16 protein-coding genes are annotated in these 19,744 nt (G+C 38.9%); 7 read left to right on the plus strand and 9 right to left on the minus strand.

Translation table 11 applies throughout. The annotated features are described in order from the left end of the window. Positions 1-3: 3 nt before the first annotated feature. The 4 genes from AM305_RS10750 to rpmH all read right to left on the minus strand — a co-directional run bounded on the left by AM305_RS10750 (position 4) and on the right by rpmH (position 1,645). Positions 4-627 (minus strand): tellurite resistance TerB family protein, encoded by a 624-nt coding sequence (locus AM305_RS10750; protein ID WP_005825985.1) that lies wholly within the window; start codon positions 625-627, stop codon positions 4-6. Positions 628-832: 205 nt separating this feature from the next. Then, positions 833-1,159, minus strand: coding sequence for a membrane protein insertion efficiency factor YidD (gene yidD, locus AM305_RS10755; protein WP_005825987.1), 327 nt, complete (start codon positions 1,157-1,159; stop codon positions 833-835). Continuing rightward, positions 1,105-1,482, minus strand: coding sequence for a ribonuclease P protein component (gene rnpA, locus AM305_RS10760; RefSeq protein WP_081453556.1), 378 nt, complete (start codon positions 1,480-1,482; stop codon positions 1,105-1,107). The genes yidD and rnpA overlap by 55 nt, the downstream gene beginning before the upstream one ends. A 28-nt stretch (positions 1,483-1,510) precedes the next feature. After that, positions 1,511-1,645: a 50S ribosomal protein L34 gene (gene rpmH / locus AM305_RS10765; RefSeq protein ID WP_005599701.1), complete on the minus strand. Its 135-nt coding sequence runs from the start codon at positions 1,643-1,645 to the stop codon at positions 1,511-1,513. Positions 1,646-1,891: 246 nt separating this feature from the next. Here rpmH and hemH point away from each other — a divergent pair, with 246 nt between their 5' ends. From hemH to AM305_RS10795, 6 genes are all read left to right on the plus strand, one after another. Further along, on the plus strand, positions 1,892-2,851 hold the full coding sequence (gene hemH / locus AM305_RS10770; protein ID WP_005825991.1) for a ferrochelatase: 960 nt from the start codon (positions 1,892-1,894) through the stop codon (positions 2,849-2,851). A 209-nt stretch (positions 2,852-3,060) separates the two neighbouring features. Next, positions 3,061-5,460 carry a glycogen/starch/alpha-glucan family phosphorylase gene (glgP, locus tag AM305_RS10775; protein ID WP_005825992.1) on the plus strand — a complete coding sequence of 800 codons (2,400 nt, stop codon included), beginning with the start codon at positions 3,061-3,063 and terminating at the stop codon, positions 5,458-5,460. A gap of 308 nt (positions 5,461-5,768) precedes the next feature. Next, positions 5,769-5,906, plus strand: coding sequence for a hypothetical protein (locus AM305_RS12985; RefSeq protein WP_420196313.1), 138 nt, complete (start codon positions 5,769-5,771; stop codon positions 5,904-5,906). 191 nt (positions 5,907-6,097) lie between these two features. After that, positions 6,098-7,858 (plus strand): MotA/TolQ/ExbB proton channel family protein, encoded by a 1,761-nt coding sequence (locus AM305_RS10785; protein ID WP_005825996.1) that lies wholly within the window; start codon positions 6,098-6,100, stop codon positions 7,856-7,858. After that, complete coding sequence (locus AM305_RS10790; RefSeq protein WP_005825998.1) at positions 7,858-8,547, plus strand: OmpA family protein; 690 nt, start codon at positions 7,858-7,860, stop codon at positions 8,545-8,547. The genes AM305_RS10785 and AM305_RS10790 overlap by 1 nt, the downstream gene beginning before the upstream one ends. Next, positions 8,547-9,389, plus strand: coding sequence for a hypothetical protein (locus AM305_RS10795; RefSeq protein WP_005826000.1), 843 nt, complete (start codon positions 8,547-8,549; stop codon positions 9,387-9,389). Before AM305_RS10790 ends, AM305_RS10795 begins: the two co-directional genes overlap by 1 nt. Positions 9,390-9,507: 118 nt before the next feature. Here AM305_RS10795 and malT read toward each other — a convergent pair whose 3' ends face one another. From malT to malK, 5 genes are all read right to left on the minus strand, one after another. Beyond that, positions 9,508-12,225 (minus strand): HTH-type transcriptional regulator MalT, encoded by a 2,718-nt coding sequence (malT, locus tag AM305_RS10800; protein WP_005826003.1) that lies wholly within the window; start codon positions 12,223-12,225, stop codon positions 9,508-9,510. Between the two features lie 137 nt (positions 12,226-12,362). After that, the gene (locus tag AM305_RS10805) at positions 12,363-14,420 is read right to left on the minus strand and encodes an alpha-amylase (protein ID WP_005826004.1); all 2,058 of its coding nucleotides are present in this window, start codon (positions 14,418-14,420) and stop codon (positions 12,363-12,365) included. Positions 14,421-14,583: 163 nt separating this feature from the next. After that, positions 14,584-15,438, minus strand: coding sequence for a maltose operon protein MalM (gene malM, locus AM305_RS10810; RefSeq protein WP_005826006.1), 855 nt, complete (start codon positions 15,436-15,438; stop codon positions 14,584-14,586). A gap of 145 nt (positions 15,439-15,583) precedes the next feature. Further along, on the minus strand, positions 15,584-16,861 hold the full coding sequence (locus tag AM305_RS10815; protein WP_005826008.1) for a maltoporin: 1,278 nt from the start codon (positions 16,859-16,861) through the stop codon (positions 15,584-15,586). Between the two features lie 79 nt (positions 16,862-16,940). Further along, complete coding sequence (gene malK / locus AM305_RS10820) at positions 16,941-18,080, minus strand: maltose/maltodextrin ABC transporter ATP-binding protein MalK (RefSeq protein ID WP_005826010.1); 1,140 nt, start codon at positions 18,078-18,080, stop codon at positions 16,941-16,943. A 324-nt stretch (positions 18,081-18,404) separates the two neighbouring features. Here malK and malE point away from each other — a divergent pair, with 324 nt between their 5' ends. Next, positions 18,405-19,589, plus strand: coding sequence for a maltose/maltodextrin ABC transporter substrate-binding protein MalE (malE, locus tag AM305_RS10825; RefSeq protein WP_005826012.1), 1,185 nt, complete (start codon positions 18,405-18,407; stop codon positions 19,587-19,589). The last annotated feature ends 155 nt before the right edge of the window (positions 19,590-19,744 follow it).

Raw genomic sequence — 19,744 nt, forward strand, 5'->3', positions numbered from 1 at the left:
AACTTAGAAACCAGCTTGTTTTTCTAACTCTTCTACAAACTGTTCATTTAATCCCAAAGCTTCAGCAAGATTGGCTAAGAAAATAATTTCTTTACGCTCTAAATCTTTACATACCATACGTGCAGCAAGATAGACTTGCGAAGCCAGCGCTTGATTACGACCTACTTGCTGAGCAATTTCAGCAACAGTTGCCGGTTGATTAATTTCTTGTTGTAACCATTGTTGTAATTCAGGATCATTACCCGCTTCCGCTGCAATTGCTTCGGCTTCATCTGAGGTAATAGCCCCATCAGCCGCAGCTGCTGCAATCATTGCTTGTAAAATAACTTTACTCACATCATCACTATTTTCAACTGCAAAAAGATTGGTATTTTCGACCGCTTGATTTTGTCTTGCTTGATAATTCTGATATGCCTGATAAGCAAGGCTACCAAGAGCCGCCAACGAACCTAATTTAGCGAGATTTGCTCCACCTCGTTTTCCTAAAATCATTGATAAAATACCAATTGCAGCAGCACCGCCACCAATTTTGGTTACTTTATCTGTTGTTGAATTACCGTTTGCTGTTTTGGTAAGTTGCTCTTTTGCTACACCAAGAACTTGATTAAGAAGATTGTTGAAATCCATTTTTTACTCCATTTGCTGTTTTTATCAATGATGTCTATTTAGATCCACTATTACTTAAAAAGTTCTACAAAAAACAAAACGATTAGACATAAATCTAATCGTTTTCAACCTACATAATGAACAAAATTTTACGACCATTACAAGGAATAGTCTTTCATATAGACTTACCCTTACGCAAAAAGTTCAAATATTTAAAAATATTTTACTAGAAATTTCGGTTGTGCTTTTTAGCACAACATTTAGGTGGCACAGGATCTTCCCCTCCTTCATTTAAAGGATTACAACGAAGAATACGTTTGAATGCAAGCCAACCGCCTTTAAAAGCGCCGTGTAGTTTAATCGCCTCAACCGCGTAAGTTGAACAAGTAGGATAAAAACGACAACGAGGTCCAATAAGCGGGCTAATCGCATATTGGTAAAAATAAATTGGAAGTAGAAGCAGCTTAGCGATTAAACCCGTTTTTACTTCTGAGCTTTTTACTTCTGAACAGGTGGAGCCGGATTTTTGCTCAGGCGAATGTGTCTTGCCCATAATTTTTCAAGCGTTTCGAAAAGCGTTGCGTTATCTAATTTACCGATACCTGCTTTTACCACAAATACAAAATCTGCACAAGGAAGCTCGTGTTGTTTTAAGCGGAAAGACTCTCGCACAATGCGTTTGATACGATTACGATCGTGAGCGCGTTTTAAATGCTTTTTAGCAACGGTTAAGCCTAAACGGGGAACTTCAGCATCATTTGCTTTAGCAAGTAAAGTCATTTGAGGGGTGCTGGCTCGTTGAGGATTTTCGAACACAGCTTTAAATTGAACGGGAGCTAACAAACGTAGCTCCCGAGAAAAGGTTAGCGTCTTCACTGTTGTGATTCGCCTACTTTAGCTGCAATTATGCAGATAAAGATTTACGACCTTTAGCACGACGACGTGCTAAAACTTGACGACCATTTTTAGTAGCCATACGAGCACGGAAACCGTGAGTACGAGCACGTTTTAATACAGAAGGTTGAAATGTACGTTTCATTGTTATCTACCTAATTTAATAATTTTGGCTTAATGCCAATTGAGGATCATAAAAAGAGGTCGTCATTTTAACGACAAAACAAACAAAAGGCAAGGCAAAAACAACGCTTTACTTTAATTGTTTGTAAATTTTCTTTGAATAAAGCAATCACAAAGCATTCTTTAACGTGATGATATGCAAATTCTATTTGTCATCTTATAAAAATTCAAGCAAACTACTTACCTATTTAAATTCCGAGATAATCAAATGAAAACGCAAAAAATAGGTATTTTACTTGCCAATTTAGGCACACCGGATGCGCCAACAACCTCCGCCGTAAAGCGTTATTTAAGACAGTTTCTAAGCGATCCTCGCGTGATTGATCTGCCGAAAACAAAATGGCAAACGATCCTTAATTTGTTTATTTTACCGAAACGATCTCCTCGTGTCGCAAAGCTCTATCAGTCTATCTGGACGGATCAAGGCTCGCCACTTTTAGCAATCTCTCGTCAACAACAAAAAGCACTACAAAGCTATTTTGATGCCAAAAATCAATCTATCATTGTTGAATTGGGTATGAGCTATGGCAATCCGAGCATAGAAAACGCTCTTGAAAAATTAACAGAACAACAAGTCGATAAGATTATTGTGCTACCGTTGTATCCACAATATAGCAGCACCACAACCGCCTCTGTTTTTGATGCCTTTGCCGATGCCCTAAAAAAACAGCGCCGCATCGTACCATTTGAATTTATCCATAGCTACCACGATGATCCGCTCTATATTCAAGCTCTCGCCAATACGATCCAACTTGCGGAAAATGAATTGCTATTATTTTCTTTTCACGGTATTCCGAAGCGTTATGAAACCGAGGGAGATTTTTATGCCGATCATTGCCGTGAAACGGCGGAACTTGTAGCAAAACAGCTTGGCTTATCCACAGAAAAATGGTGCCTAACCTTTCAATCTCGCTTTGGCGATGAAGAATGGTTACAACCTTATACCGATGAAACGCTTTCAGGCTTTCCTGCAAAAGGTATCAAAAAAGTCGCGGTCATCTGTGCCGGCTTTTCTGCCGACTGCCTAGAAACGCTGGAAGAAATTGCGGAAGAAAATAAAGAAAACTTTATGCATGCAGGTGGAGAAAGTTATCGCTATATTCCGGCACTTAATGCCTGTGGCGATCATATAAAAGCCTTAATTAAGTTAATTGAAGCGCGTATTTGAGAAATAACCTAGCACGAGCCGTGCTAGGTTCATTAAGCCCAGCCCCGCTGGGGCTGAAACAGATCCATTTTTAACGTCCATTTTCATTAAAGAAGAAGTACTACTACCATTTCATACCTAAATAGATGAATAAGGGAGGATTTACGCCTCGCTATTTTTTCAAATAATAAGCCCAATCTTATTTTTTCTTGATTTGGAGTTTATATCCCATGACAACAGCAACCGAATTTAACACTTTATTTGAACAATCGTTAAAAACCTATTGTGAAGAACGTTTTTTAACGGCAGAAAACCTTTCTGATACTCAATGGTATCAATTTATTGCACAAGTGAGCCAACAAGCGATTTTGCAAAATTATCCGAAAAATGCACCGCTTGTAAACACACGCAAAGTGAACTATCTTTCAATGGAATTCCTTATCGGTCGCCTATTAGGTAATAACTTATTAAGCCTTGGCGTTTACGATGAAGTTGCGCAACAATTAGCGAAATACGGCAAAAATTTATTCGATATTTTAGAAGAAGAACGCGATCCGTCTTTAGGTAACGGCGGTTTGGGTCGCTTAGCGGCTTGCTATTTAGACTCAATGGCAAGCCTTGCTCAGCCGGCTGTGGGCTATGGTTTACATTACCAATACGGCTTATTCAAACAAAGTTTTGGTTGGGCAGGTGAACAACGTGAAGAAGGTGATGCATGGAGCCGTGATTTCTATTTACAACAATATCACCGCCCAGACTTCCGTCAAACGGTTGGCTTTGGTGGCCAAGTATGGCACCGTGAAGGCGACAAATACGATTGGCAACCAGAATGGACCGTATATGGCGAAGCTTTCGATTTACCGGTCGTGGGCTACAAAGGCGTGCAACAACCATTACGCTTATGGCAAGGTTACAGCGAAACCGCTTTCGATTTAGCTAAATTTAACGATGGCGAATACCTCACTTCAGAAAGCAAAGTGGTTGATGCCTCTAAATTAACAAAAGTGCTTTACCCGAATGACAATCATCAAGAAGGGAAAGAACTGCGCTTAATGCAACAATACTTCCACTGTGCGTGTTCTGTGGCAGATATTTTGAAAAACCATTTAGCGCAAGGCAGAACCTTAGAGCAATTACCGGAATACGAAGTTATCCAGTTAAACGATACTCACCCTGCAATCGCTATTCCAGAGCTAATGCGTATTTTACTTGACCAATACAATTTAACTTGGGATCAGGCTTGGGCTATCTGTTCAAAAACATTTGCTTACACCAACCACACATTATTACCAGAAGCGTTGGAGCAATGGGATCAAAATCTTGTGGCAAAATTATTACCTCGCCATTTAATCATCATTGATCGCATTAACCACGAGCTTTATCAACAAGTGAAAGCGGAATTCAGCGAAGCAGAATTTGCTCAAGCGTGGGAAGAAACCGCCGTGTTAATGAATCACCGTGTTCGTATGGCGAATTTATCGGTTGTGGGTTCTTTTGCAGTAAACGGTGTGGCACAAATCCACTCTGATTTAGTTGTGAGCGATTTATTCCCGGCTTATGCACGTTTATTCAAAGGTCGTTTCCATAACGTTACAAACGGTATTACGCCACGCCGTTGGATCCGCCAAGCAAATCCACATTTAAGTGCGTTATTAGACAAACACGTAGAAGGCGACTGGACGAAAGATTTAGAGCTATTATCGCAAATCGAAAAATTTGCAAAAGATCCACAATTCCAAACCGCTTACCGTGATATTAAACGCCACAATAAACAGGTATTAGCGAAAGAAATTGAACAAACATTAGGCTTAAAAGTAAATTGCGATGCGATTTTTGATGTTCAAATTAAGCGTTTCCACGAATACAAACGCCAACATTTAAATCTCTTAAACATCATCGCGACTTACCAAGAGCTTAAAGCGAACCCAACGCAAGATTTCGTACCACGTGTCTTTATCTTTGCGGGTAAAGCAGCTCCGGGCTACTTTATGGCAAAACAGATCATTCAAGCGATCAACTCGGTGGCAAAAGTGATTAACAGCGATCCGGATATGCAAGGTAAATTACAAGTAGCATTCTTACCGGACTACCGTGTTAGCCTTGCAGAAAAAATTATCCCGGCAGCGGATGTTTCTGAGCAGATTTCATTAGCGGGAAAAGAAGCATCAGGTACAGGTAATATGAAACTTGCCTTAAACGGTGCAATCACACTCGGGACATTAGACGGTGCGAACGTTGAAATCGCTGAATTTGCAGGCAACGACAACGTAGTAATTTTTGGTCATACTGTTGATTCTGTCCGTGAATTGCGTGAAAAAGGCTATGTATCTCGCACTTACTATGAGCAAGATGCAGTATTAAAACAAGCGATTGACGCCTTAGCAGACGGCACATTCTCCGGCGGTAATAAAGATACCTTTGAGCCGTTAGTGTATGATATGTTAAATAAAGATTACTTCTGCGTATTAGCTGATTTTGCAAGCTATCGTGAAGCGCAAAAAGAAGTGGCAAAACGTTACCAAAATCAGACCGCTTGGTTAGAATCAACCATTCTAAACACCGCTCGTCTTGGTACATTTAGCTCAGACCGTTCAATCCGTGATTACCAAACACGTATTTGGAAAAAATAATCGCAGATTAAAAAGGTGTTTTTGTAGGGGCGAATCACATTCGCCCTGATTTTATACGGTGTAATAGACAAATTTGTTGCTAAAAAGTGGCTTAAAGCCTTATAGGACCAGTATTATGTAGCACTTGCACAAACATTAAATGTTTTCGTAGGGGTGGGTTTATCCCCGCCCCTACATAAATTTTCCTAAAATTGACTTTTGTGTAACTGCTACATAATACTGTATAGGACAAGGCTTTAAGCCCTCTTTTTGAAATATGAACAAAAAACTGCCCATTTTGTCAAAGTCAGAAAATAAAGAAACATGGTATACAAAATAATACTCAACGTTATTTTTGTAACGAATGTCATAAAACATTTTCCTTTAAGAATAAATTAGATCCAATTAAAATTTGGATAGATTGCACATCCGGAAAACAAACCTATCAACAACTTGCCGTTAAATAGATTAAGATAAAGCAAATGAAAAAAGGGTATTTTCCTTTTTAATATAAATAAATGCCACCCACCTAAAATGAAGAGACTTATTGTACTGACACCTGATTATAGAGTGCACTAATTTATCAGTTCTGTTAGAATATTAATATAGATGGTTTTTGTACAGACTTAGCTTTAAAAATAAAAATGGAGTGTAATCAGTGGTTTATTTCTTTGAATCTTTTCTAAAAAATCTCTCTACCGATGGAATAACAAATGCGTTCTTTTTTATTCTTATTATTGTTGCACTATTAGGCATAAGTGCTTTTTTAACATCTCGCTTTAAAAAATCAAAACGATTTACTAGTTTTGCAGAATATACGCCTGTTTTACTTACTTCATTAGGTATTCTCGGGACATTTACCGGAATAGTTTCCGGGTTATTAAACTTCGATATTGAACATATTGATACGAGTATTAGCTCTTTATTAGGCGGAATGAAAACGGCCTTCTTAAGTAGCGTATTTGGTGTTTTTTTATCTATTTTATTAAAAATAATCTATACCATTTTTTCTAAAAATAAAGAAAATAATGCACTAGATGCACAAGCAATTGTAGATAATTTTTACGAGCAAACAGAACAATTAAAAAAACAAAATCAATATACTGAATCATTAATTTCACATATTGAAAATCTTGTTAAAAGTTTAGGGAGTGATTCAGATAGCAGTGTTTTAGGGCAACTTAAATTGTTACGGGGAGATTTATCAGATCGTCAAACACAATTTAGACATTTAATTGAGCCTATGGCTACAAATTTATTATCTATCCAATCCTTAGTACAGGATAATCAACAAGTATTTGAACGTTTTGAAAATAAACTTTGGATTAAATTACAAGACTTTGCTGACATGATGTCTAGATCTGCAACGGAGGCTGTAATTGAAGCCCTAAAACAGGTAATCCAAGACTTCAATCATAATTTAACTGAGCAGTTTGGTGAAAACTTTAAAGAACTCAATAAAGCAGTAACTTTATTAGTTGAGTGGCAAGAAAATTACAAAAAACAGCTGAATGAAATGATCTCTCTTTATCATGCAGGTGTTCAAAGCCTCTCAACAACAGAAATGTCTGTTGCAAATATTGAAAATTCGACAAAATCGATCCCAACTACAATGGAACATTTAAGCAAAGTTATTTCAACAAACCAAAATCAAATTGATAATTTAGAAAATCATTTAAATACTTTTGCTCAAGTGCGTGATAAAGCTGTTGAAGCTTTACCAGAAATTCAAAAACAAATTTCGTTGATGTTAGAAAATACGGAAAAAGCCAATGTAGAACTAGTTGATGGCTTAAAACAAAGTGGAGAAAAATTAGCCTCTGATATTGTTTCTATTTCTAATGATTTTAAAGAAAAAACATTGGAAACCTCTAACAAACTAGCGAAATCATTTATTGAGAATGGCGAAATGTTTACCTCAAAACTAACACAAGCAACAGAGCCTTTAGTAGTATCAATTACGAAAAACCATAGCGCCCTTGTTGAAAGTGCAGCTGTTTTAGAAAAAACAGCAACAGCAATGAATGATGAGCAAAAAGCGTTTTTAGCACAACAAAATCAGATTTCAACGCAAATTACAGATTTTATTATGCGTTGGCAACAGCAATTTGAACAAAATACACAACAAATTCAGCAACAATTTACTCGCTCTTTAGAATCATTTATGCAGGAACATATGCAAGAAAGCCGTAAACTAATGGCTAAATTAGAAAAAGAAAGTGAAACAGCATTAAGTAGAACTGGCGAAAGTATTGATAAACAAATCAAAGCGCTTGATAGCGCTCTTGAAACTGAATTATCTCGTGTTATTGGTAATATGGGACAAGCATTAACCTCTATCAGTCGTCGATTTACAGATGATTATTCGGAACTAGTTGAGGCAATGAAACGAATTACAACGAAAGGTAGAAACTTCTAATGAACATTGATTTGTCTAAATTCATTGATAAAAAAAGTAATGGGGACGATTCCCAATGGTTACCTATGGCTGATTTAATGTCTGGGTTAATGATGCTTTTTTTATTTATTGCTGTAAGTTTTGTTTTAAACACCAAAAAAGTGGCTGAAAACTATCGAGATACCCAAAATGAAATTTACCAAGCCTTAAAAGATGAATTTGAGCCTAATTTAGAAACTTGGAAAGCAAGAATTGATAAAGATACTTTAACCTTTATTTTTACCGATCCCGAAGTACTATTTAAAACTGGTGATTCAACTCTTCAAGAACGTTTCAAAACTACATTAAATGAATTTTTCCCTCGTTATATGAGAGTGATCAATGATTATAAAGATTCTATCAATGAAGTAAGAGTTGAAGGACATACTAGCAGTGAGTGGAATTTAAATTCAGACGAAGATACTGCATATTTTGAAAATATGCGGTTATCTCAAGAACGGACAAGAGAAGTATTATATTATATTTATCATTTAAATACGGTAAAGGAATATCGCCAATGGATTAAGGCTAATATTTCTTCCGTTGGATTATCATCCTCTAAAGTTATACTGAATAATGGTATAGAAGATAAACAGGCATCAAAGCGCGTTACCTTTAGAATTATTACAAATGCTGAGGAGCAACTTCAGAAATTATCGGAGATGAAATAATGGAGATTAAAGCTGATTTTTCTGCGCTATTTTCGTCTATCCGAAAAATGGGGATCACAGAGCTAGTACCTTTTTCCATTGATTTTAATTCTAAACCAGTAGAAATTGTTGTCGAAGGGCTATCATCATCAAAAGGTATTGAAGTTCCTATTGCTGATGTTAAGCCTGATCCAGATAGTGGTGTTTTTACCTATCAAGGAGAACACGTTGTGTTATTTATACCAGATCATAGCTTTAAATATGATGAGGCGATCCTAGATCCTAAAAATAACGGAAATAAATATCATCTTACTGATTGTCGTACACTAGAGCAAATGAGAAAAAGTGGGCGATTTGAACGTTATCACGCAACAAATAATCGTAAAGGAATCTTTCACATTTCAGGAAGCTTAACTACACAAGAAGCTGAGGTTGAGCTATCTGTTTGTAAAAACTGTCTAGCCGCACTGAATTATCGGAACTATACCCTAAATCGCATCAGAGTATTCAATGAATTTAACCTAGAAGATTTTTTTAACCATTATGAGACTTTTTTTAGAAAAATTCCAAATGATAAAAAACCAAGCAAACCTGGCTATGTAGATGATTGGGAAGAAATATCAAAGCACTATCGAGAAAGCGTAAACTTTACCTGTGAAGAGTGTCATGTAAATTTAGAGCTATATCGATATTTACTGGATGTTCATCATAAAAATGGCGTTAAACAAGATAATAAAGAAGAAAATCTTAAAGCAATGTGTAAACTTTGTCACAGCCAAGAAGCCTTTCATAGCCATATGATTGTAAAGCAAGAAGATGAGTTGTTAATAAAAAAATTGAGACGGGAACAAGGTATTTTTTAGCAACTATTTTGTCTATTACACCCTGCCTACGGAGACTAGACGTCTCCTTCGGCTGTCTCTCTCCCACAAGGGGAGAGAGTTAAAGTGAGTAAACGATTTATATCGCTAGCTCCCCCAATCAACTATACCCCATCATTCTCAACAAACTACGTGTATATTCAATCGCTTCAGCACGGTTTGCCACACCGATTTTTTGATAAAGATTACGAATATGTGTTTTAATTGTGGTCATCGCTACCACTAATTCTTGCGAAATTTGCTCATTACTATAACCCGAATAAATCAGACCAAGCACCTGCCATTCACGTTGAGTTAGAGGGCTGATTTTCAACAACTCCGGCACTTGTGGATTCTCAAGCAAGTTTTTCACAAATTCTTCATCAAAATGTGCGGTTTTATGGCGATTATGCTGATTGATACTGCGTAAAATAAATTGTGCTTTATGCACTGAAAGCTCTTCCAACACATTAATTTGCAAAAGCTCACGAATTTGACGAGCCATTAAATCGCCCTCGATCACAAATGCGCTGATAAAGTTCGTCTGTTGGCTAAGATTTAACGCTTGAATAAGATCTCGCTGAGCCAGCTCTGGCTTGCCTTGTAAGCTATAAACCCGATTACGCAAAATCAAAGCCCGTTGAGAATCGCTGACTAAATTAAAAATAGCGGTGGTTTTCAATAAGCTATTTAAAATTTTTAACGCCTGTTCATAGTCGCCTTGCAATAAATAACAACGAGCAATATTCCGCCATTGACGCTGGGTAAAATGGTTATATTCCTGCGTTGGAATGTTTACTTGCGCCAACCAGCTTTCTAATTGCGAGGTATCATTACGCATTTGCCAGTAAATCAGCTGAACCTCATCTAACGCCGTAACCCAGTCTTTATGTGGCGAACAACGAGACATCAATAATTTCCCTTGTTCAATCAAACGCTCCGCATTATTCAGATCGCCTTTAGTCAGCGAAATTTTGGCAAGAATAATCAAACTTTGGATTTGTTCTTCCTCTTTCTCCAACACCTCTATCCCGGCATTTGCCATTGCTTCGGCTTGATCAAGATGATGCCATTCCCACAAAATTTGCCCTTTTAAACGCAACAAAAATTCATTCATCGGAATTTGATGAAAAGCATTCGTTTGCAAAGTGGTATCTTTCAATAAATCGTAGGCGGATTGCAAAAAGCCCTGCGCAGATAAAATCTCCGATTGTTGCAATCTCGACCACAGCCAATGATGATAAGCATGTTGCTCCGTTGCCATTTTCTCAACCTGCTGCATCAGCGAAAGCCCTTCTTTCAAATAACCTCGACAATGTTGTGCCTCACCAATCACAGAAGTCGCCACAATGAGCGCATAACCAAACTCATCCGATAAATTCTTCAAAGCTTGATTTGCTAATGAATAGGCTTGCTCTTCATCGCCTGCATTGATTGCGACTTGAGCTTTTAACGCATCAAAATGCCCTTGTAAACTATCGGTAAGCGGTTGTTTTGGTTGGAATTTTTGCAAGATCCCACTGACTTCTTGATGACGATGCTGGCTCTGCGCCAACCATGCTTTTAATAACACTAAATTTTCATCTTGCCAAAGTTGTTCTGCCGGCAAACAGCTTAAACTGGTTTCTAATAATTTCAGTTGTCCTTGGTGGAATAACGCCCAACCGTGATCTTGTAAAATCTGATAAAGCGTCTGCGGATCATTTAACATTTGCGCATGATATAACGCCTCTGATCCATAACCCAATTTAAGCCATGTTTTTGAAGCGACCTCATGTAACTGTTGCCACTCATTTGGCAATTCCAAACGGCAGCTTTGTGCTAAATAAGAGGCCAAAATCGGGTGAAACTTCCACCAGATTTCGCCATCTTCATGGAGTAAACGGCTAATAAATAAACCTGCTTTTTCTAATTCATCAAGATGTTTTACCCCATTTTCATCTTGTGTTAGCGCAACAACCAGTTTTTCATTCATCGAACGTAAAACAGCACAACGTTGCATAAACAACTTCATTTGCGGATCAACGTAATGAAAAACCTCTTCATTTAAATAATCCGCAATATGTTGTTGATTTAATTTATTAAACAGCTTTTCAGGACAATCAAGCAAATCCATATTTTGCTTGAGAGCAAAACTCATCAACTGAAGTGCAGTCGCCCATCCTTCCACTTTCTCACATAATGCAAATACCAATTCTTCATTTAAGGTCTTACTTAATTTTTGCTCAAAGAAAAGGCGGGTTTCTGCCGGAGAAAAGGCAAGCTGATGAACATCAATCTCTAATAATTGCTCGTGAATACGTAAATTCGTAATACTCAACGGTGGCGTTAAGCGAGAAAGCATCACAAGGCTCATCGTTTCCGGCTGATGTTTTAACCAAAAGCGTAACGCATCATGAATTTCATGATTATCGATCAGATGATAATCATCAATAATCAAATAAAAATGGCGGGGAGCTTCATTTAAGGCAATTAAAAGTTGTCCAAAATAATCTATGAGATCGTTTTTATAAACGATCTCCCCTAGGGGAAGCCCTGTCGCTTGCTCCAGCGCTGAGGCAAAATAACGGCTAAACTGCTCCGCATTGTTATCGCTTTCATCTAATGCAAACCACGAAACGGGCTCATTCTTTGCTAATAACTTTGCTTTCCATTGAGAAACTAAGGTCGTCTTACCATAACCTGCCGGCGCAATCACTAAAGTGAGCGGATAACTTTTAGCTAATGCCAATGTTCCCAATAATTTGGTACGCTCAATACTTTGATTTTGCGATTTATGTAACGCATTCGATTTATGAGAAATTAACTTTGTTGGAATGAGTTTTGTAACGACTTGCATTGTGTTTTTATTTTCTGCCTGTATAAAGTGCAAGGATTTTAGCAAATTTTATTGAAAAAAGGGAAAAAGCAAGCGGTCGTTTTTTTGATCTAATTTGTAAAATGCTCATAAAAAACGACCGCTTGATGATTTTTAAATTATTCCCCAGCCCAAACAACCATCACTTTATCCTGCCCGTCTTGGCGGGAGAATGCAAAATACTTGTTGGTTTCGAGAATTTTTTGTTCGCCATTGCCAATAGCGGTGTGATTTTGGCGGAATTTTGCGAGAGTTTGCCAATGTTTTAACAAGGCTTGATGATCGGCACTTTTTGTCAGATCTTGCCAGTTCATATCCGATCTCGTGCCTTGAATTGGATCAGAGCCTGTTGCACCAAATTTTCTGCCACTTTCATCGCCGTAATAAATTTGTACTGCACCCGGTGAGAGCAGCAATAAACTGCCTGCAGTTTTCTGTTTAGCAAGGTTATTTTCACTGTCGCTACTGAAAAATAAACGGGTATCATGCGAAGAAAGGTAGGTTAATACATTAAACTCTTTCAGTTTTTCGCTCATTTGTTGGTAGGTCGGCGAAATTTTGGCAAAACAACTTAGCGCCTCTTTTGCTTGATCTTGGAAGCTGAAATTGATCATTGCATCAAAGCCGTTTTTGTAATAATCGCTGGTGTGAACGCCGTGCCCCCACGCTTCTCCCGTCATCCAGAATTTATCGCTAAAGGATTGATTTGGGTGAGCTTTTTGCCATTTTTCCAAAGCTTTTTCTGCCGATTGTTTCAATTCCAACCAAGTGCTTTTTTCCACATGTTTAGCGGTATCGACACGGAAACCGTCCACGCCGTATTTTTCTACCCAGTCAGACAACCAGCCGATCAGATAATCCCGAACTTTAGCATTTTCACGGAATTTTGCCTGTGTATCGGGTTTATTTGCAAAAAATTCCGGTAATCCGACCGCTTGTTCGCTTTCGGTTTTCAGATCCGGTAAGGCTGAGAGCGACATGCGCAGATCATCAAATTTGGGGCTGTCGTAATCGCCAATATCGGAGCGAGCCCACGCTTTTCCCCACCATTTTTGCCAAGCCTCTTTATCACTAAAATTGATTAAATTGTTGAAAGAGTGCCAGTTCTGCCCCGTTTTCGGTGTCCAGTCCGTCCAATTTTTGCCAAGTGTTTTTTCCATTTCCTCGCCTTTGAGACGTAATGCGCCAAAGCCGTATTGCTGCATATCGGCAAGAGTGGCATAGCCGGTGTGGTTCATCACTATATCGAAAATAACACGAATGCCTCGTTTGTGTGCTTGGTCGATAAAGGTTTTCAGATCGTTCTCACTGCCCATATTGGCATCGACCTTCGTCCAATCTTGATGGTAGTAACCGTGATAAGCATAATGTGGGAAGTCGCCTTTTTCACCGCCACCAACCCAGCCGTGAATTTGCTCAAGTGGCGAACTGATCCAAATCGCATTTACGCCAAGTTGTTGTAGATAATCTAGTTTTTGCGTTAGTCCGTTCAAATCGCCGCCGTGGAAAGTACCAATTTCATCTTTACCGTCTTTTTTACGACCGTAGCTGTTGTCGTTGCTCGGATCGCCGTTATAAAAGCGGTCGGTTAAGACAAAATAAACCGTAGCGTTTTTCCAAGTAAAAATCGGCTCAGATTTAACCGCTTGCGCTGGTTCTAAGAGCAACAATCCGTTACTGCCTGCGGACGGTGTCATAATGACTTTGCCGTTTTGCACTTTCGCCGTGTTGCCTGAATAGAAATCTCGCACGCTTTCACCTTCTTTGAATACGCCTGAAACCTCAATTTCTAACGGTTTACCATCCCATTTTGGACAAACTTGTACTAATTCATTAGCGCTTTGGGTTGCTTCCACCGTCAATTTTGCCGTTGGCGTGCCACTGCGCATATCAATTTCGACACTGTATTTTCCGTCACGAAACAAGCGGGTCGATTCAACCGGATTTTTGCAAGGCACAAGGCTGACGACTTGATTTAATTTCAGTGCGGTTTGTGGTTGGTAGCATTGTTGATTAAGTGAGAATTGGAATGGGTAGTTGCCTTTTTTAAGTTGGGCGTGTGCTTGGTAAAGTAGTTTTTCGTTGGATTCAAATGTCGGGAAATGTTTACTCTGCCATTGGTTTGCCGAAAGGCTAGCAGACGCAAAAAGTGAAAGCCAAAGTAGTGATTTTTGCATTTGGGTTTCCTTGTGTGGTGAAATAGGGAATTATTCCCCTATTATTATCATTTGTAGGGGTGGGGTTTATCCCCACCCGTTAAATCTGATATTGTGTCGGGCAGGGATAAACCCCGCCCCTACGATAGATTCAGCCTCTCTGATTGACTAAAGATGAGAGAAATCACTTCGCCGAAACGTGTTTAATAAAAATCTGACGTGGTTGTTTTAAACCAAGTTGTTCCGCTTCGTTTACCAAGTTCATCGCTTTATTCACATCGTTATTTTTCAATGCTTTTAATACCGCTTGGTTGAAATAATCTTCCGTGCTTTGTTCTACCGGCTGTGTTGGTTTGGTTGCTGATTTTGTCGCCACAGCAGTTGTGCCAACTTGGGTTGGTGCAGGTGTTTTGGCTTCAAATAACGGACCGTTTAAACCGATAAACTGGCTGGATTGAATGCCGTCCACTTCTACATTGACTTTACCTTGATTGCTGTGTGCAACCGTAATATCCGCAATCGCAGGCGGTTGGTTGCCTTTTGCTTTTGCCAGCAGTTTGGCAGGGTGTGTCATTGTTGTTTTACCCTGTAAATCTTGTTCAGTGGTATAAACAAGCAAGTAGATAAAATCTTGATTTGCCGTTGGTGTAAGACTGAGTTCGGCTTGATATTGTGCTGGGTTTAAACCACGTTCTTCGCTGAATTTAAATTGAGAAGAAGGGTAGCTCATTGCTGGGTTAAATTGTGCATCTAAAATCAATGCGTTTGGCACAAATACGGTGTTGTCTTTTTGCACCGGACTTGTGATGTTTAATTTGATCGTCCCTTGATTAGCCGGGATTTTATAAGCCACCACTGAACCACTTGCACCGGCTAATTTATTTACGAGCGTTGCAACTTGGGTTTCATTTTTTTGTGAGAGTGCAACATCTTGCCATTGAATTTTTGCCAATTCCGCTTTTGTTGGTTGTAATGGTGCGGCTGAAAGTTGAGAGACAAGAAATAGACTTGAAAGGAAAAGGGCAATTTTGGTTTTCATAAATCCTCCGAGAGAGCAAACAAGCGGTAAGCAATTAGACATTTTTTACAATGTGATTAAATAAGGACGCCAAGCGTGGCGTCCCTACAAAAGACTTTAGGCATTTATGGTAGGGACACGACGCTTCGTGTCCCATTCAAATAAATTACCACCAAGCTTCAAATTGAACACCGCCGATAAATTCGCCGTCTTTTGCTTTATAACCAGCATCTGTGCGGTTTGCAGTGTTAAATTTGTCGTTCCAGTGTGCATAAGTACCAAATACACGGATTGCAGGGCGCGCCCAAATGCTTGAACCTGCTTGCCATTGTTGTGCAAGGGTATATTTCACAAGGTTATTTTTCTTACCTGTTGCTTGATCTTTGATCACATCATAGCCCACTTCAGCAAGTGTACTCATTGTATCAGTCCATTTATACATTGGGCGGATACCTGCTGAGTACCAAGTTTTGCCTTGTTTGTTGTCTAAGTCTGTTTTTTCATAGATTAACGCATACATTACTTCAACTTTGTCGCTGGCTTGAACAACGCCTTGGTTAATTAAGCGAAGCATATGACCACGGTTATCAGCTTTTGAACCTTGTGCGTGACCATTATTCCAAGATGTCATAGAGTCTTTTGCATATTGTGCAGTAAATTTATTGAAACCACCGAAGAAGTTACCTTGGGTATATTCAGCCGTTGCCATATAACCATTTTTGGTTGCATCACTGTTTACATAAGCAGAATCATCTTTTTTATGTGCATTAGCATAATCAAAGCCAAGTTCTAAAGAACCATCTTTCCAAAGCTCAATACCCGCTAAACGCACATCGAAAATATCGTTGTAAACATCTTTTTGGGTTGAACGATCGCTCTTATAGCTTTTGGTTGCATAGTCATAGTAGTAAGAGAATGCACCACCTTTTTCAGTATCGCGAGTTACCGCAACAGAAAGTTTACCAAAACCTAAGTCAATGTTTTCAACCCCTGCACCCGGACCTGAAATATCCCAGTAGTAGAAGTCATTCATATGAACATCATGACGTTGGTAGAAACGTTTACCTGCCCATAAAGTTGCACCCGGTAAGCTGTCTGCAAAGTTTTTAAATTGTACGTTTAATTCACGTAATGCCGGGCTTGTTTCTGTCCAGTCATTATTGTGTAACGTACCGCCATAAGCCACATTAGTATCGAAATAAATTGATTTTTCGCCCGATTTAAATAGCTCTTGACCAAGTTTTAACTCTGCGTAAGTATCTGATTCATTACCTAAACGGTATTTTGAACCACCACCATTTACAGTAAATGCAGATTGTTCGCCACCGCCTGATGTCCAGCCGATACCTGAACGAGCATAACCATGGAAATCTACTGCTAAAGCAGATGTTGATAATAATGCACCTGAAATAAGGGTTGCTAGCAAGCTTTTATTGATGTTCATAGAGAACTCCTTTAATTTTTTTAATATAGGGACGCCTGATAACTCATTTGTCCCTCGGTTTACATTATGAAAAAAATCGTTAAACACCTAATTCCTTAAATAAGCGTCTGCAAGCTGTGCCATCTTCTTTAAATAGATGACAACGGTTTGGATTGAGGCCGACTGACATTTCATCGCCTTCTTCAACTAACACAATATCATTTTGGCGATAAACTAAACTTTGTTTGATAGGCGGCATTTCTACGTGGACTTGAGTTTCATTCCCCAACTGCTCTACGACTTTTACCGTTCCTTTGATACACACTTCACTTTGTTCGCAAGGAAGTAAATGTTCTGGGCGGATACCTAAAGAAAGGTTGTCGCCAACGTTCACACCTGTACTATCAACAGGAACCCAGAAGTTAAGATGCGTTGAATCCGGTAGTTCTACTTTTACGCCATCTTCTTTTATATCAATCACTTTGACAGGTAAGAAATTCATTTTAGGCGAGCCAATAAAACCGGCTACAAAGCGGTTTGCCGGGTAGTGATAAAGTTCTAACGGTTTACCCACTTGCGCTACGTTGGTCGTAATTTGAGGGTTATTACCTAGCGGTTGTAATACCACGATTTTATCGGCAAGGGTCATCGCTTCTACTTGGTCGTGGGTTACATAAATCATGGTTCTGCCTAGTTTTTTATGTAACTTTGAAATTTCTACACGCATTTGCACACGTAATGCGGCATCAAGGTTAGAGAGCGGTTCGTCTAATAAGAACACTTCAGGTTGAGAAACGAGCGTACGACCAATCGCAACACGCTGACGCTGACCACCTGAAAGTTCTTTTGGCTTACGTTGTAATAAATGCGCCAACTGTAAAATTTCCGCCACGTGGTTCACACGTTGTTCAATATCTTCTTTACTTGCTCCTGCGAGTTTTAAACCAAATGACATGTTTTCTGCCACGTTTAAATGCGGATAGAGAGCATAAGATTGGAACACCATGCCGATATTACGTTTTGCAGGTGGCACATCGTTCATACGGGTTTCCCCGATGAACAAATCACCCGTGGAAATCTCTTCCAGCCCTGCAATCATGCGTAATACGGTAGATTTACCACAACCGGAAGGACCAACGAATACGACGAATTCGCCTTCTTGAATATCAAGGTTAATATCACGAGAAATATGCACATCGCCGTAGGATTTACCTACTTTAGTGAGTTTTACATTTGCCATTTACGTTGTCCTTCTTAAGTTACTGCTTTATTTGGCGCTTAGTCTATTCCCTCACCCTTAAATTGAAATCATACTTTTGCAAAAAAATTTTCTGTGAAGAAAAAATTTTTTTTGCGCTAAAAAACAGATTTATTGTGATTTAGATCACATTTTGAACACAATTTTTTGTGATCTATTTCTCATTTTTTGTTAAAAAGAGAAAAAATGTGAACAAGATCACATAATTTAAAAAGGGGGAGGATATGGGGGTATGATGAAGTCAAAAATCAAATCATTCACTATTCCACTGCAAAAATCCATTTCACTATCTATGAGGAAAATGTTATGAAAAAATTAACCAAAGCAGCATTAGCCGTATTCGCTGGATTATGTATGGCACAAGGCGTACAAGCTAAATTAGTTGAAGGTCAATTAAACATTTGGATTAACGCTGATAAAGGCTATAACGGCTTAGCGGAAGTCGGTAAAAAATTCGAAGCAGAAACGGGTGTAAAAGTTGTTGTAGAACACCCAAGTAAATTAGAAGAATTATTCCCACAAGTAGCATCAACCGGTGATGGTCCGGATATTATTATCTTTGCTCACGACCGTATGGGTGGCTATGCACAATCAGGCTTATTAGCAGAAGTGCATCCAAGTGCAGATTTCAAAGCAAAATTATCTGACATTGGCTGGGAAGCAACCAAATATAACGGTAAACAAATTGCTTACCCAATCGCCGTTGAATCACTTTCTCTAATCTATAACAAAGACTTATTACCAAACCCACCAAAAACATGGGAAGAAGTTGAGAAGTTAGATAAAGAACTTAAAGCGAAAGGTAAACACGCAATTATGTGGAACCTTGCTGAACCGTATTTCACATGGCCAATCATCTCTTCTCAAGGGGCTTATGCATTTAAAGCAACCGCTAACGGTTACGATGTGAAAGATGTAGGCGTAAACAATGAAGCAGCACAAAAAGGTTTACAATTTGTCGTTGATCTTGTGAAAAACAAAGTGATTAACGCAGACACTGACTACTCTGTGGCTGAAGCTTCTTTCAATAAAGGCGAAACGGCGATGACTATCAATGGTCCGTGGTCTTGGGCAAACATTGAGAAAAGTGGTATTAACTATGGCGTAGCGGTATTACCAACCTTAAACGGTAAAGCAGGTAAACCATTCGTTGGCGTATTAAGTGCAGCGGTAAATGCTTCAAGCCCGAACCAAGACTTAGCGAAAGAGTTCTTAGAAAACCACTTATTAACGGATGCCGGTTTAGAAACCGTGAACAAAGATACGCCGTTAGGTGCAGTAGCACTTAAGAGCTACCAAGCAAAATTAGCGGCTGATCCACGTATTGCAGCAACAATGGCGAATGCGGAACATGGTGAAATTATGCCAAACATTCCTCAAATGAGTCGCTTCTGGTATTCAGAAAAAGCAGCGATTGACAGTGCGGTAAATGGTCGCCAATCTGTTAAAGCCGCATTAGATGAAGCACAAGCGAAGATTGAAAAAGAGTAATTTTTTAATCGTAGGGGTGGGGTTTATCCCCACCCGTTAAAATATTTATATCGTTTCGGGCGGGGATAAACCCCGCCCCTACGAATAGTTAAACTAGCGGTCTTATTCTTTTTATTCTTTGCAATTTCCTCTTAGCAGCACAAAAACAAGGAAAA

Origin of the sequence: Actinobacillus minor NM305 (genome assembly GCF_000175195.1) — a bacterium.
Classification (GTDB): domain Bacteria; phylum Pseudomonadota; class Gammaproteobacteria; order Enterobacterales; family Pasteurellaceae; genus Haemophilus_A; species Haemophilus_A minor.